This window comes from Cloacibacterium caeni, assembly GCF_907163105.1.
Lineage (GTDB): Bacteria > Bacteroidota > Bacteroidia > Flavobacteriales > Weeksellaceae > Cloacibacterium > Cloacibacterium caeni_A.
Genome location: NZ_OU015321.1, coordinates 1,715,422 through 1,729,078, shown reverse-complemented (window position 1 = coordinate 1,729,078; position 13,657 = coordinate 1,715,422). Strand labels below are relative to the sequence as shown.

Annotated in this window: 15 protein-coding genes; 4 read left to right on the top strand and 11 right to left on the bottom strand. The window is 33.0% G+C overall.

Features of this window, described 5'->3' with window-relative positions; translation table 11 throughout:
* Positions 1-22: 22 nt before the first annotated feature.
* Both KKQ76_RS07920 and KKQ76_RS07915 read right to left on the bottom strand, forming a co-directional pair.
* Positions 23-904, bottom strand: a complete 882-nt coding sequence (locus KKQ76_RS07920) for a Ppx/GppA phosphatase family protein (RefSeq protein WP_213196674.1) — start codon at positions 902-904, stop codon at positions 23-25.
* Between the two features lie 3 nt (positions 905-907).
* The gene (locus KKQ76_RS07915; protein WP_213196673.1) at positions 908-1,390 is read right to left on the bottom strand and encodes a SixA phosphatase family protein; all 483 of its coding nucleotides are present in this window, start codon (positions 1,388-1,390) and stop codon (positions 908-910) included.
* Positions 1,391-1,471: 81 nt separating this feature from the next.
* Here KKQ76_RS07915 and ruvX point away from each other — a divergent pair, with 81 nt between their 5' ends.
* From ruvX to mazG, 4 genes are all read left to right on the top strand, one after another.
* Entirely contained in the window at positions 1,472-1,888 is a 417-nt protein-coding gene (gene ruvX / locus KKQ76_RS07910; protein WP_213196672.1) for a Holliday junction resolvase RuvX, read from the top strand.
* Complete coding sequence (def, locus tag KKQ76_RS07905; RefSeq protein WP_069797205.1) at positions 1,885-2,457, top strand: peptide deformylase; 573 nt, start codon at positions 1,885-1,887, stop codon at positions 2,455-2,457. Before ruvX ends, def begins: the two co-directional genes overlap by 4 nt.
* Before the next feature lie 111 nt (positions 2,458-2,568).
* Positions 2,569-3,135 (top strand): DUF5606 family protein, encoded by a 567-nt coding sequence (locus KKQ76_RS07900; RefSeq protein WP_213196671.1) that lies wholly within the window; start codon positions 2,569-2,571, stop codon positions 3,133-3,135.
* 102 nt (positions 3,136-3,237) lie between these two features.
* Positions 3,238-4,005, top strand: coding sequence for a nucleoside triphosphate pyrophosphohydrolase (gene mazG / locus KKQ76_RS07895; RefSeq protein ID WP_213196670.1), 768 nt, complete (start codon positions 3,238-3,240; stop codon positions 4,003-4,005).
* Here the strand turns inward: mazG and KKQ76_RS07890 are convergent, their stop codons facing one another.
* The 9 genes from KKQ76_RS07890 to KKQ76_RS07850 all read right to left on the bottom strand — a co-directional run bounded on the left by KKQ76_RS07890 (position 4,006) and on the right by KKQ76_RS07850 (position 13,650).
* Positions 4,006-4,398: a YidH family protein gene (locus tag KKQ76_RS07890; RefSeq protein ID WP_069797222.1), complete on the bottom strand. Its 393-nt coding sequence runs from the start codon at positions 4,396-4,398 to the stop codon at positions 4,006-4,008.
* Positions 4,399-4,484: 86 nt separating this feature from the next.
* Complete coding sequence (locus tag KKQ76_RS07885; RefSeq protein WP_213196669.1) at positions 4,485-6,344, bottom strand: CocE/NonD family hydrolase; 1,860 nt, start codon at positions 6,342-6,344, stop codon at positions 4,485-4,487.
* 133 nt (positions 6,345-6,477) lie between these two features.
* On the bottom strand, positions 6,478-7,599 hold the full coding sequence (locus KKQ76_RS07880) for an ABC transporter permease (RefSeq protein ID WP_213196668.1): 1,122 nt from the start codon (positions 7,597-7,599) through the stop codon (positions 6,478-6,480).
* 31 nt (positions 7,600-7,630) lie between these two features.
* A complete protein-coding gene (locus KKQ76_RS07875) occupies positions 7,631-8,737 on the bottom strand; it encodes an ABC transporter permease (protein WP_213196667.1) in 1,107 nt (368 codons plus the stop codon).
* 129 nt (positions 8,738-8,866) lie between these two features.
* Complete coding sequence (locus KKQ76_RS07870; RefSeq protein ID WP_213196666.1) at positions 8,867-9,613, bottom strand: ABC transporter ATP-binding protein; 747 nt, start codon at positions 9,611-9,613, stop codon at positions 8,867-8,869.
* Positions 9,606-10,529, bottom strand: coding sequence for an ABC transporter ATP-binding protein (locus tag KKQ76_RS07865; protein ID WP_213196665.1), 924 nt, complete (start codon positions 10,527-10,529; stop codon positions 9,606-9,608). Before KKQ76_RS07865 ends, KKQ76_RS07870 begins: the two co-directional genes overlap by 8 nt.
* A 198-nt stretch (positions 10,530-10,727) precedes the next feature.
* Positions 10,728-11,699 carry an HlyD family secretion protein gene (locus tag KKQ76_RS07860; RefSeq protein ID WP_213196664.1) on the bottom strand — a complete coding sequence of 324 codons (972 nt, stop codon included), beginning with the start codon at positions 11,697-11,699 and terminating at the stop codon, positions 10,728-10,730.
* Positions 11,700-11,765: 66 nt separating this feature from the next.
* Complete coding sequence (locus tag KKQ76_RS07855; RefSeq protein WP_213196663.1) at positions 11,766-13,016, bottom strand: TolC family protein; 1,251 nt, start codon at positions 13,014-13,016, stop codon at positions 11,766-11,768.
* Between the two features lie 4 nt (positions 13,017-13,020).
* Entirely contained in the window at positions 13,021-13,650 is a 630-nt protein-coding gene (locus KKQ76_RS07850; RefSeq protein WP_213196662.1) for a TetR/AcrR family transcriptional regulator, read from the bottom strand.
* Positions 13,651-13,657: the final 7 nt, after the last annotated feature.

Sequence of the window (13,657 nt, the reverse complement as noted above, 5' to 3'; positions counted from 1 at the left end):
GTTTTTTTATCTCTCAAATTCCTTACTTCTTCACTTTATCATAAATACTGTGAATTAATCCATCTGCAACAGAAATTTTTGGAACGAAAATTTGTGAAATTTCTGCCCAATTCAGTACTTTGTTGAAAATCTCTAGCGCTGGAACAATTACATCTGCTCTGTCTTCTCTCAAATTATGTTTCAGCATTCTTTCTTCTACGGTAAGTTCTTTTAAATCTTTATAAAAAGTTTTGAGCATATTCGCAGACATTGGTTTTCCATCTTTGGTTTTGCTCATGCTAAAAATTTTGTTGATGTTTCCGCCAGAACCAATCGCAACCATAGGTTTTTTGCTCACGATTTTGGTTTTGATTTGGGTTTTCATTTCTTCCCAATTTTCTTTGGTGACTAGATTATTGAGCAATCTAATCGTACCAATATTGAAAGAATGTTCGTATTTCATTTTACCATTTTCGTAGTATGTCAATTCAGTAGAACCACCACCTACGTCTATGTATAAATACCCAAAATTTCTATCAAGACCTTCTGCTACATGATTTTCGTAGATAAGCGTAGCTTCTTCATCACCAGAAATAATTTCTATTTCTATACCAGATTCCTTTTTGACCAAATCTATAATTTCTTTACCATTTTTAGCATCTCTCATTGCACTGGTAGCACAAGCTCGGTAATGTTCTACGTCATAAATTTCCATCAATTGAGAGAAAACTTTCATAGATTTAATGACCATTTCCTTTCTTTCTTTGCCAATTTCGCCAGTGGTAAAAACATCTATTCCCAATCTGAAAGGAATTCTCAAAAGATTGAGTTTTACGAATTCTGGCTTTCCTTTTTTAGGTTCTTTTACTTCATTGATGAGCAATCTTGCTGCATTACTCCCGATGTCTATTGCTGCAATTTTCATGTTTTATATTTCTTTTGGTGTGTGGAAGAATAGGAAATTTTTCTCCGCGTTTTTAAAATCTTTCCAACTTTCGGCAGAAATTTTAAAAGCTACCACAGAACAAGTTGGCATGTGTTCTATATTTTCATTAGTTAGAGAATTAGCAAAATAAGTAATACCGTTATTGTGAGAAAAAATGGCAACATGATCTAAAGAATCGTTAAGATGTTCTATCACTTCTAGAAATTCTGTAGGCGAAGCATTGTATAATTCTTCTATTTTTTGAATGTTTTTATTCTCGAACACTTCGGCGAAATATCTGCAAGTAGTCAATGCTCTTTTTGCAGGACTGGTCACAAATGCATCTATGGTTACAGAAATTTCATTGAGGAATTTCGCCATTTTAGGGGCATCTTTGTGTCCGCGCTCATTCAGTGGTCGGTCAAAATCATCTATGTTCGTTGGCCAATCACTTTTGGCATGTCTTACTAAAAGAAGTGTTTTCATAGGGTAGAAAAGTTTCTGAGTTTAAAATTAGCAAAAATTTGAATTTCTACAAGCTGAAAAATTTTAGTAAATTTGCAAACTATGAGTCAAGTAGTTGCTATTGATTACGGAAAAGTGCGTTGCGGAATTGCAGCTACAGATGATATGCAGTTGATTGCTAGCGCATTAACTACTGTAGAAACCAAAAATATATTTTCTTTTTTAGAAAAATATTTTTCAGAAAATAAAGTTGAAACGCTGGTAATAGGTTTACCTACTGATTTGAAGGGAAATTTATCAGAAATAGAGACGGATATTTTAAAATTTATAGAAAAAGTGAAAGAACTTTTTCCCGAAGTAGAAATTCATCGGTTTGATGAACGTTTTACCTCAAAAATGGCTTCGTTTTTTATCTCACAAAGTGGGAAAAATAAAAAACAGAGACAAGAAAAAGCGCTCATCGATAAAGTGAGTGCTACCATAATTTTACAGAATTTTTTAGAACAAAAACAAAGATGATTTTACCAATCAGAGCATACGGAGACACAGTTTTAAGAAAAAAAGCCCATGATATTTCGCCAGATTATCCTGAGCTTAAAGAACTTATAGACAATATGTTCGAAACCATGAATGCAGCACATGGAATAGGTCTTGCTGCGCCTCAAATTGGCTTAGATATTCGTCTTTTCATCGTAGATGTAACCCCATTAGCAGATGATGAAGATTATGAAGATATTGCAGATGAATTGAAAGATTTCAAAAAAGTATTCATCAACGCTAGAATTCTAGAAGAAAGCGGTAATGAATGGAAATTTAATGAAGGTTGTCTTTCGATTCCAGATGTGAGAGAAGATGTAAGCAGAAAAGAAACGATTTTGATAGAATATTTTGACGAAAATTTCGTTAAACATACCGAAACTTTTTCAGACATTAGAGCCAGAGTAATTCAGCATGAGTATGACCATATTGAAGGCGTACTTTTTACGGATAAACTCAGTCCTCTAAAGAAAAAAATCATCAAAGGAAAATTAACTAAAATTACTTCAGGAGATATTCATGTAGGATATAAAATGAGATTTCCGAAATAAGCAATCTGCTGTCAGCAATTAGCAATCAGCAATTTTTAGAAAAAATTTAAACAATAATAAAAGTGGCAGAAAGCTAAAAGCTGATTGCCAAAAGCAAAAAAATAATACATTATGCAGTTAGAAAAAATAATTTCGATTTCTGGGAAACCAGGTTTGTTTACCCTAGTAACGCAATTAAGATCAGGTTTTATCGTAGAAGATATTTCTACAGGAAAAAAAGCAAGCATTTCTAATACTTCTCAAGTAAGTTTATTAGACAATATTGCAATTTATACTTTTGACCAAGAAGTTCCACTTTTTGAAGTAATGAAAAACATTGCTGAAAAATTTGACTATAAAGAAGCCATTAATCACAAATCTTCTGATAATGAATTAAAATCTTTCATGTCTTCAGTTTTACCAAACTATGACGTAGATAGAGTTTATGGTTCAGATATCAAGAAATTAGTACAATGGTATAACTTATTGCAAAAAGCAGGATATATTAAGCCAGAAGCTTTTGTAAAAGCAGAAGAACCAGCAGTAGAAGACGCTGAAATAGTAGAAGAAAAATCTGTAGAAAAGAAAGCAGCGACTAAAAAAGTGGCTCCAAAAGCAGAAAAACCAGCTGCGCCAAAAGCGAAAGCATCTTCATCTGCTAAAACTACCGTAAAATCTACGCAAAGAAAACAAGGATAATCTCACTTTTTGCTTTTAGCAATAAGTAATTTGCATAGCTTTGTCAAAGTTCCGAACTTTGACAAAGTTTTTTTTATCACATAATCTCATCTACACATCATCATGAATTCCAAAGAACAAAAACTAGAAGCTTTCTCTAAATTACTCGATATCATGGACGATTTGCGAGAAAAATGTCCTTGGGATAAAAAGCAAGATTTGCAATCTTTGAGACATTTGACACTAGAAGAAGTCTACGAACTTTCTGATGCTTTGCTCGAAGAAAATCTTACAGAAATTAAGAAAGAATTGGGCGATGTTTTATTGCATTTGGTTTTTTATGCTAAAATTGGTTCAGAAAAGAAGAGTTTTGATATTGCAGATGTGATTAATTCACTTAACGAGAAACTCATTTTCCGTCATCCTCACATTTATGGAAACGTAGAAGTGAAAGATGAAGAAGAAGTGAAGCAAAATTGGGAAAAACTGAAGCTAAAAGAAGGAAACAAGTCTATTTTAGCAGGAGTTCCGAAAAGTTTGCCACCGATTATTAAAGCATACAGAATTCAAGAAAAAGTAAAAGGAATAGGTTTTGAATTTGCTTCTGCCGAAGATGCTTGGAAAAAAGTAGATGAAGAACTAGCCGAATTTCATGCCGAAACCAATCCCGAAAAAAAGGAACAAGAATTAGGAGATGTTTTCTTTTCGCTGATTAATTATGCTAGAATTTCTGGGCTTAATGCAGACTCTGCTCTAGAACGCACCAATATTAAGTTTATCAAACGTTTCCAAATGCTAGAAAAATTAGCTTTAGAAAAGAATCTTAACCTTTCAGAAATGTCTTTAGAAGAAATGGATATTCTTTGGGAAGAAGCCAAGAAAACGGTTTAATTATTTCGCATAAGATTCTACGCTGGTAATCAAATACCAAATGAGAATCAAGGTGAAAACAATCAAAATAATGGTTGAAAGCCCGATTAAAAAAGAATTGTTTTTAAATGAATCTTCATTAATTTGTTTTTCGGTTTTTTTATAACGGAAGTATCCAAAAATTGAAATTATAAGTCCAAAAACGACCAGTAAAATCCCAATTTCTGCTGAATAACCTTTGCTATGAATGATGTTTTGGTTTCCAAATATCAGTGAAAATTGTTTCAAAAAAAGAGAGAATTTTACCACTACAAAACCGAACGCCATTACTCCAATTCCCGTTCTTAACCATGCTAAAAAAGTTCTTTCGTTAGCAAGATGGTCATTAAGGTTTTTAGGTTTATCGGGTTGCATAACCAATTTTTCTTTACAAGTTAGCGATTATTTTTTGATTGAAAATAAATTGGCAGAAGAAGTCTTCTGCCAATTCTATATTTTTCTTATTTTAAAATCTCCACTTCAATTACTGAGTTGTTAAAGATTTTTTGGAAAGCTTTAGTATAATCAGATTTTTCTGCTTTGTAAGGATTTTCTAAAAATTTCTGAGGATTTACGGCAAATAATGGATAAGCCGTACTCTGCACTTGAATTTGGATTTTGTGACCTTTTTTGAAAGTGTGCAATACATCTTGAAGGTTAAAAATTACTTCTGTTTCTTGATTAGGAACCAATGCTTCTGGTTTTTCAAAAGAATTTCTAAATCTTGCAGGCATGATTTCGCTTCTTACCATTTGGTGATAATTTCCGTAGATAACGCCAGGTTTTTCTTTCATCCCTTTTTCGTCTGCAGGATAAATATCAATCAGTTTCACAAAGAAATCTGCATCTGTTCCTGTAGTCGCTATTTTTAATTTTACTTTAATTTCTCCAGCCAAAGTAAGGTCTTCTGCAAGGATTTCTGTGGTAAAAGAAGCTACATCTGGTCTATTTTCTGCAAATCTTTGGTCTTCGCTCATGTAATTTCTAGGCGTGAAACCATTGAAGTCTTTCAAATTGGTACTGCTCGGAACTGGTTTGTTTGGGTCAGAAAAATATTCTGTGAAAGAAGCAGAACTTGGAGATTCTGAGCTAAATTGTCCGTTTTCTCTTAAATAAAAAGCGGTTTTTTGAGCATTTTTCGGTGGCCATTCTGCAAATTGTTTCCATTCTTTTTTCCCAGTATCAAACATATAGGCTTCAGGAAGATCTATTGTAGATTTGGTATTCTTTAAATGATGATTAAAGAATGGAGTTTCTATATTTTTTTGGTAAAAAGTAGCAATACTATCCCCGAAATATACTTCATTATGAAAGTGTTTTCCCATTTCATAAGACCAACCACCATGAGAAAAAGGTCCCATTACAATAGAGTTTTTAGCTTTAGGATTATTTTTTTCGATGGTTTTATAAATGTGAAGCGGACCTCTTAAATCTTCTGCATCAAACCAACCGCCAACTGTCATTACCGCATGTTTTATGTTTTTGAGATGAGGTAAAAGGTCTCTTTTTTTCCAAAAATCATCATAATTAGGATGGTCTACAATTTCATTGATGAAAAAATTATCTCTTCCATAATATTTGTCAATGCCTTCTTTTAACGTTCCCATTTCATTGAAGAAAAGTGAGCCGTCTTCAGATTTTGCGCCTAATTTTTTGCTTTGTTCTGTATACCAAGCGGAATTTTCTGGCTTAGTTTTTTGTACTCCAAAAACAGGAAAAGTTCTAAAATATCCCATCATAAAAGCACCATTGTGATGAAAATCGTCAAACCAAAAATCAGAAATTGGAGCTTGAGGAGAAGAAGCTTTCAAAGCGGGATGATTTGCTAAAGCGCCAACTGCAGCGTAAAAACCTGGATAAGAAGTTCCGTATTGACCTACATTTCCGTTATTGTTTTCAATATTTTTGATGAGCCAATCAATCGTGTCATAAGTATCGGTACTTTCGTCTACGTCTTTCTTGGTTTTATGATCTACTTGAGGCGTCATATTCGTAAAAGTACCTTCGCTCATATATCTTCCACGTACATCTTGATAGACGAAAATATATTTATCGTTTTGTAAAAATTTATTCGGACCAAGGCTTCTTTTATACTGATCTTCACCATAAGGTGCTACAGAATAGCATGTTCTCTGCATTAAAAAAGGATATTTGTTTTTAGCAGAAATATCTTTCGGAATGTAGATGGAGGTGAATAATTTTACACCATCTCTCATGGTGATATACACTTCTTTTTTGGTGTAATAGTCTTTTACAAAAGTGTTTTGAGCAGAAAGCCAAACAATACAAAAAATTGCTAAAAGCGCAAGTATTTTCTTCATAAGTCAAATAAATTTTAACAAAAATAATAATTAATCGTTATTATGATTGCTAAAACTGAATTTTATTTTAAAAAGATGAATTCTTTAACCCCCAAAATGATAAATAGTAAGAAAATCTAGACGTTTTCTCAAATTAAGAAGTCTTTCTGTAATTCCAAACTGCCCAAGAGTTAAAGAAAACTGCCATTCCTAAAATGGAGATAAACTGAGGAATTAAATCTTTGAATCCAGAATTTTTGAGCATAATTAATCGTATCACTTCTATTAAATACGTAAGCGGATTAAGAAGCGTCAGTTTTTGAGACCATTCTGGCATGCTTTCAATGGGGGTGTATAAACCGCTCATCATTATAAAAATCATCATGAAGAAAAATATGGTAAACATCGCCTGTTGTTGCGTTTCACTATAGGTGGAAATCAATAAGCCGAATCCTAAAATGGCTAAAAGATAAACTCCTACAAAGAAATAAAGCAGTGGTAAACTCCCATAAATTTCTATTCCATAGACAAATCTAGAAACCAAAAGTCCCATGGTAAAAGCTACATTTGCCAAAATCCAAAACGGAATAAGTTTCCCGAGGATGAAAGTAGATTTTTTGATGGGTGAAACATTAATTTGTTCAATGGTGCCAATTTCTTTCTCAGAGACAATGTTTAGCGCAGAAAGCATTCCGCCAACTAGCGTCACAAGAAATGCCAAAATACCGGGAACAAGAGCCAATCTGTAGTTGTAAAATCTATTGAACCAAAGGGTAGCATTTACTTCTAGACCTGCATTTTTTTGAAATTCTACCAACTGTGGTGAGAGTTTTGTTTGGATATTTTGGTTGTAGTCTTGTATAATTTGTGCTAGATAGCTTCCTCCCAATCCTGCTTTAGTACCGTTTATTGCATTTATTGCAACCAATACTTTTTGTTGATTTTCCCTCACCAAATTTTGTTCAAATTTTGGTGGAATTTCTAGAATAATATCTGATTTTTCGCTTTCTATGGTTTCAAAAGCCTTTTGGTAGTCTTCACCGTAATATTGCAATTTGAAATAGTTACTTGCGGTAATTTTTTGAATTAATTCCCTTGAAAAACTTGAGTGGTCATGGTCTACCACAGATAGATTGATGTTTTTAATCTCATAACTTGCAGCTAAAGGCAAGATGATGAGCTGCATCATGGGTGCAACGAAAATAATGGCCAATATAGATTTATTCCGAAAGATTTGTCGGAATTCTTTACGAAGTAAGAAGAGTAGCTGTTTCATAATTTTTCAATTTTGCGATGCATGTGAATCATCATTCTAACCTTATTTTAAATTTTTTCACAGCAATCGTGAAAAGAACCATCATCATTCCTGTTAAAATTAAAAGGGATTTCCAGATTACGGCGAGTCCTGTTCCTTTGATCATAATATTTTTAATCATGATATAATACCATTTTGCAGGGATAATATTAGACATCACTTGTAATGGAATGGGCATATTTTCGATAGGAAACATAAATCCGCTCAACATGAGTGTGGGAAGCATAGTTCCCATCAACGAAAAAAGCATAGCTTGTTGTTGAGTTTTTGAAAAAATAGAAATTAAAATCCCGATAAGTAAATTGGTGATGATGAAAATAGTGCTCACAAAAAACAGCAAAATGATGCTTCCTTTTATGGGTAAATCCAGTAAAAAATAACTTAAAAGTAGAATTATTCCAAGAATTCCCATCGCTAAAATAAAGTAAGGAATTGCTTTAGAAATAATGATAAATTGAGGTTTCATAGGCGAAACCAATAGAATTTCCATCGTTCCTGTTTCTTTTTCTTTTACGATGGCAATTGCAGTCATCATCACGCAAACAATCAATAAAACGAGTGCTATAACTCCGGGAACGAAATTAGGCGCTCCTTTCAATTGAGGATTATAGAGCATTCTAATTTCTGGAGAAACCGAGAACGTTTGCAGCGTTTCTTTTTGTTGACTTTGATAAAAATCTAGGACGATATTTTGAAAATAATTCGCGATTTGGTTTCCTAGGTTTACATCTGTTCCGTCAACTAAAATCTGCAATTTTGCTTTTTTTCCTTGCGTTAAATTTTCTGAGAAATCAGAAGGAATAACTAGAAGTAGCTTTGTTTTTCCGTCTTTATAAGCGTTTTCAAAGTCTTTGTTAGAAGTCAGATTTTTTTCAATGTCAAAATATTGATTTTCATGAATTTTAGAAACCAATTGTGCTGAAATGTTACTTTTATCTTGGTCAAAAACAGCTACTTTGGTGTTTTTAATCTCCGTAGAAAGCGCAAAACCGAACAGCAATACTTGTATAATTGGCATTGCGAGAAGTATGAGTAAAGTTCTTCTATCACGCAGAAGGTGATAAAATTCTTTTTGGATAAAAGGAAATAACTGTTTCATTTTTTATTTTGTCATTCTGAATGAAGCGAAGCGTAATGAAGAATCTCTTATTTAAACAGATTCTTCACTTCATTACATTAAGTTCAGAATGACAAGTGTTTATTTTATTTATTAATTTTTAATTCTTCATTAATCAGCACTTCTTTTTGCGCCTCTGGCTAATTGATAAAATACTTCGTCCATGGTTCTGGCTTGAAAATTTTTTTTCAAATTTTCAGGAGAATCAATTGCTGCAATTTTTCCGTCAACCATGATGGAAACTCGGTTGCAATATTCGGCTTCGTCCATATAATGTGTAGTGACAAAAATGGTAATTTCTTGTTCGGAAGCATCATAAATTAAGTCCCAAAATTGTCTTCTGGTAATAGGGTCTACACCACCAGTTGGTTCGTCTAGAAAAACGATTTCTGGCTGATGAAAAATGGCGACCGAAAATGCCAGTTTCTGTTTCCATCCCAATGGAAGTTCGGAAACCATTTTGTTTTTTTCTTGTTCTAAACCTAATTTCTCAATGAGTTCTTTACTTTTTTGTTTGATTTCCTTCATGCTTAATCCATAGATTCCGCCAAAAAATTCTAAATTTTCTAAAATGGATAAGTTTTCATATAAAGAAAACTTTTGACTCATGTAACCAATATTTTTTTTGATTTCTTCAGCGTTTTTGTAGACATCAAATCCAGCAACCATCGCTTTGCCAGAAGTGGGTGTGGAAAGTCCGCAAAACATGCGCATTGCGGTGGTTTTTCCAGCTCCATTTGCTCCTAAAAACCCGAAAATCTCTCCTTTTTTTACTTCAAAGGAAATATGGTCTACCGCAGTGAAATCTCCAAATGTCTTGGTGATTTGTTCGGCTTGTATGGCGATTTCTTTATTCATGATTTGAGAGTAAAAGAATAAAACTATCTTCTATGGTTGCTTCTATTCTGTTGATTTCAATTTTGTTAAATCTTTTTTCTTGTAAAAATTTCTCCAAAGTTTCCTTTTTAAAATCTTTTTCCTTTTTAATCACCATGTGTACAAATTCGCCAAAGGCATAAGTGTTTTTAGTGTTTTCGTATTCTTTAAGTATTTTGATAAGAGCAGGAATATTTTCGGTTTTTACTTCGTATAAATCTTCAGGGAAGCTATTGCAAATGTTTTGTGGGGTGTCAATTTTTAAAATTTTCCCGTTTTGCATGAGCGCGACTCTGTCACAGAGTGTGGCTTCATCCATGTAAGGAGTTGCTACCACGATGGTGATGCCTTGTTGTTTTAAGCGTTTCAGCATCTCCCAAAATTCTTTTCTCGAAACTGGGTCAACTCCTGTTGTAGGTTCATCTAAGAATAGTACTTTTGGTTTGTGAATCAGAGCGCAAGAAAGGGCTAATTTCTGTTTCATTCCGCCAGAAAGTTTCCCTGCTTTTCGGTCTTTAAATGGTTCAATCTGCTGATAAATATCTTTGATTAAATCATAATTTTCTTGTATGCTTGTATTGAAAACACTTGCGAAAAATTCTAGATTTTCTTCTACAGTTAAATCTTGATACAGAGAAAATTTTCCTGGCATATAACCAAGAATCTTTCGGATTTTTTTGTAATCTTTAACTACATCAAGTCCTTCAATTTCAGCAGAACCAGAATCTGGATGAAGAAGGGTAGTCAGCATTCGGAAAATAGAGGTTTTGCCACTTCCATCGGGACCAATCAACCCGAAAATTTCTCCATTTTCTACCGAAAAGGAAATGTTATCTACCGCCAGAATTTTTTGTTTTTTTTCGCCGTAAGATTTTGATATATTTTTAACTTCTATCATTTGATTTCGCCACTTCGTGGTCTCATTATTTCTTTTTTTTCATCGGGTTTTACCCGATGCTAATATAAATCGCCACTTCGTGGCTCGTTAATTTTGAAAATATTTTCTATTTCTGTTTAATTATGTTAGAGTAGATTCCCCTCTTTCAGAGGGGTGTCAAAATCAAAGATTTTGACGGGGTGTTAAAAAACATCAGACTTAAAGTTTCACTTCTCCGTACATTCCAATTTTTAGAAAGCCATCATTTTTAACATGTATTTTGGTAGCGTATACTAGATTGGCTCTTTCATCTTTGGTTTGAATGGTTTTGGGAGTGAATTCAGATTTTTGTGAAATCCAGTAGATTTTTCCAGTAAGTTCTTTGGTGTTTTCGTCACCTGCATCTATGAGCACTTTAACATTTTGACCAACTTTTACTTTTGCCAATTGGTCTCCTGTAAAGTAAGCTCTTAGAGTCATTTCATCTAAATTCGCCATTTTATAAATTGGTTTTCCGATGGTGGCAAACTCGCCTTTATTCATGTATTTGGTAAGTACAATTCCTTTAATGGGCGAAGAAATAACATTATGTTTCAATTGTTCATCTATTTGTAGAACTTTCTTCTCGGTAGGATTTTTTTCACTTAAAATAGCTCTGTTTTGAATTTTTACTTGTTCTAAAGTAGAAGAAATCTGTTGTTTTAAAATTTCGGATTGTGATTTTGCTGTTGCAATTTGTTTTTGAATTACCACAACATTTCCGTTTAAATCATCTAATTGCTTGCGCGTTGCAGCATCTGATTTTACAAGATTGGCGGTTCTGTTTCTTTCTCTTACTGCATTGTTTAATTGCTCTTGAAGCACAGCAATTTGAGCATTTTGTGTAGCCAACTGAGATTGCAGAACTGCAATTTGAGGTGCTGCATCATTGGTTTTTTGTTCGATGGCATTGATAGAAGCCAAAACCTGTTCTTTTTGTAATTCTACGCCTTTTCCGTCAATAAGACCTATGTTTTGATTGGCTGTTAATGCATCTCCTTCATTGAGATTGAGTTCAAGGATTTTACCTGAAGCTTCCGCTGTAACGATGATTTCATCTGCTTCGAAAGTTCCGGAAGCATCATAATCTTGGTCTGCTCTTTTGCAAGAGAAAATGGTCAAAACTAGGAGAGGAAGAATATATTTTTTCATTTTTTATTTTTTGTAAAGTTGTACAATCGTGAAGTTGTTAAGAAGTTTAATTTCCCCTTTCCATTTTCAATTATTTAGTTGAGCTTTCAAGTTATATTGTGTCAATAAATATTGAATTTCGTGGGTAATTTTTGTGAGAATTGCTTGTTCTTCGGCGGTTACTTCTCGCAGATAATCGTTGGTGGTGATTACACCGTTTTCTAATTGTGCCAAACTCGCCTTTTTAATACTTTTTCTCAACGTGATGAGTTCGTCATCTTTATCAATAAGATTTTGAATTTTATCTAAATCATTTTTTTGTTGAATTTCTGTAAAATTTTGATTGAAAAGAAAGTTTTCTCTTTGAATTTCAATATCTTGACTTTGATTGTCTAATAATTGTAAATCATTTTTCTTGGTATAAAATCCAGTAATCGGAATATTGAGACGAACTCCTGCAATGTAAAAAGTGTCAAATTCATTTTTGAGCATATTGAAACCTGGTTTTCCGTAACCACCTTGGAAAAAAGCGCCCAATTTTGGAGTATTTTTGGTGTTGATAAGTTTCTTTTGTGTTTCAATTAAAGATTTTTGAGCATCAAATAATTTAAGTTCAGAACGGTTGTTGGTTTCAGTAACTAATGTTTTTTCAGGAGTTTCGAGTTGAGTATTTTCGTCGATATTTTTCTTGATGAAGTAAGAAAGCATTTGCACGAAATTTTGCTTTATTGCTTGAAGTTCAATTTCTTTTTGTTCAATTTTTACCAATTCTGCTTTTAAAACATCTAAATTACTTCTGAAAATAACCCCATTTTTCAATTGAGCTTCTGCTTTTTTGATGCCTTCATTAATGTCTGATTTTGTAAGCTTTAATTGTAACAATTGCTTGTCTGTTAATAAAATTCCGAAATAAATTTGGTTGATTCTTTCTTTCAATTTATCTAAATCTACCGCCAATTGTTGGTTTTTAATTTCAGATTGAGCCAAAGCCAATTTTTTCTGATTTTTGATGTTTCCGCCATCGTAAATCGTTTGTGAAATGTCTGCATAAACCTTGTATTGGTCTTTGCTGAGAGGTTCTACATTCATGTTTGGCAATTTCACGGGAAATTGAGTCACATCATTTTGGTAAGTAGCTTGTGCTGTAATGTTTACTTGAGGAAGCCAGCCTTTCAGTGCATTTTCTGTAGTGTATTGCTCTGCTTTTTTAATCAATTCTTGCTTTTTGATTAAAGGATAATTTTCTCGTGACCATTGGTAACATTGTTCAAGGGTAATGGTTTCTTGGGCATTGATGAGCCCTATGAAAAAGAGGAAAATGTATTTAAGTTTTTCCATCGTTTTAAAGATTTTCAGTTTTTATTTCTAAAAGTTGTTTCATCCAGATTGGAACGAGTTTTCTTCTTTCGCTAATGAATTGGTGGTATTCTGCTTCATTAGTCAGTTCAAAAGCGTTAAAAACGGGTTTAGCTACAAAAGGAAAAATAGTCATCGCTAAGAAATTGACTAAATAATGCAATGGATTTATTTCTGGTCTTTTTTCTTTGATTTGTTTGATGATGACAGAATTTTCAAAAATTTTATTTACAGGAATAATTTTCGTGATGTTAGAATTTTTTTTCTGAATTTCACTGATTACAAAAAGAGGAAGATTAGGATTTTTAGATAAAATTTCGAAATATTTTTCTGAAGCTAAGTCTATTTTTTCTTCTAAAGATGTTTTCTCGTTGATTAGAATAGGTAAAATCTTCCCGAAGAGTAACACCACTTTTATCTTCATCACTTGTTCAAAAAGTTTTTCTTTACTTCGGAAATAGTAATTGAGTAATGCCAGATTTATTCCTGCTTTTTCGGCAATATCTCTGGTTCTAGTTCCTGCAAATCCTTTTTCAGTAAAGACTTCTGAAGCTGCTTCTAAAATTTTTTCTTCAGTAGATTGTTCTTGTTCATTCATCTGTTTTTCACTTTTCATAAAACAA

Bases quoted from the DNA above. Each gene is read 5' to 3' on its own strand.
- def (WP_069797205.1), top strand. From the start codon at position 1,885: ATGATTTTACCAATCAGAGCATACGGAGACACAGTTTTAAGAAAAAAA.
- KKQ76_RS07915 (WP_213196673.1), bottom strand. From the start codon at position 1,390: ATGAAAACACTTCTTTTAGTAAGACATGCCAAAAGTGATTGGCCAACG.
- KKQ76_RS07900 (WP_213196671.1), top strand. From the start codon at position 2,569: ATGCAGTTAGAAAAAATAATTTCGATTTCTGGGAAACCAGGTTTGTTT.
- KKQ76_RS07875 (WP_213196667.1), bottom strand. From the start codon at position 8,737: ATGAAACAGTTATTTCCTTTTATCCAAAAAGAATTTTATCACCTTCTG.
- KKQ76_RS07860 (WP_213196664.1), bottom strand. From the start codon at position 11,699: ATGAAAAAATATATTCTTCCTCTCCTAGTTTTGACCATTTTCTCTTGC.
- KKQ76_RS07920 (WP_213196674.1), bottom strand. From the start codon at position 904: ATGAAAATTGCAGCAATAGACATCGGGAGTAATGCAGCAAGATTGCTC.
- KKQ76_RS07850 (WP_213196662.1), bottom strand. From the start codon at position 13,650: ATGAAAAGTGAAAAACAGATGAATGAACAAGAACAATCTACTGAAGAA.
- KKQ76_RS07855 (WP_213196663.1), bottom strand. From the start codon at position 13,016: ATGGAAAAACTTAAATACATTTTCCTCTTTTTCATAGGGCTCATCAAT.
- ruvX (WP_213196672.1), top strand. From the start codon at position 1,472: ATGAGTCAAGTAGTTGCTATTGATTACGGAAAAGTGCGTTGCGGAATT.
- KKQ76_RS07885 (WP_213196669.1), bottom strand. From the start codon at position 6,344: ATGAAGAAAATACTTGCGCTTTTAGCAATTTTTTGTATTGTTTGGCTT.
- KKQ76_RS07870 (WP_213196666.1), bottom strand. From the start codon at position 9,613: ATGAATAAAGAAATCGCCATACAAGCCGAACAAATCACCAAGACATTT.
- KKQ76_RS07890 (WP_069797222.1), bottom strand. From the start codon at position 4,398: ATGCAACCCGATAAACCTAAAAACCTTAATGACCATCTTGCTAACGAA.
- KKQ76_RS07880 (WP_213196668.1), bottom strand. From the start codon at position 7,599: ATGAAACAGCTACTCTTCTTACTTCGTAAAGAATTCCGACAAATCTTT.
- mazG (WP_213196670.1), top strand. From the start codon at position 3,238: ATGAATTCCAAAGAACAAAAACTAGAAGCTTTCTCTAAATTACTCGAT.
- KKQ76_RS07865 (WP_213196665.1), bottom strand. From the start codon at position 10,529: ATGATAGAAGTTAAAAATATATCAAAATCTTACGGCGAAAAAAAACAA.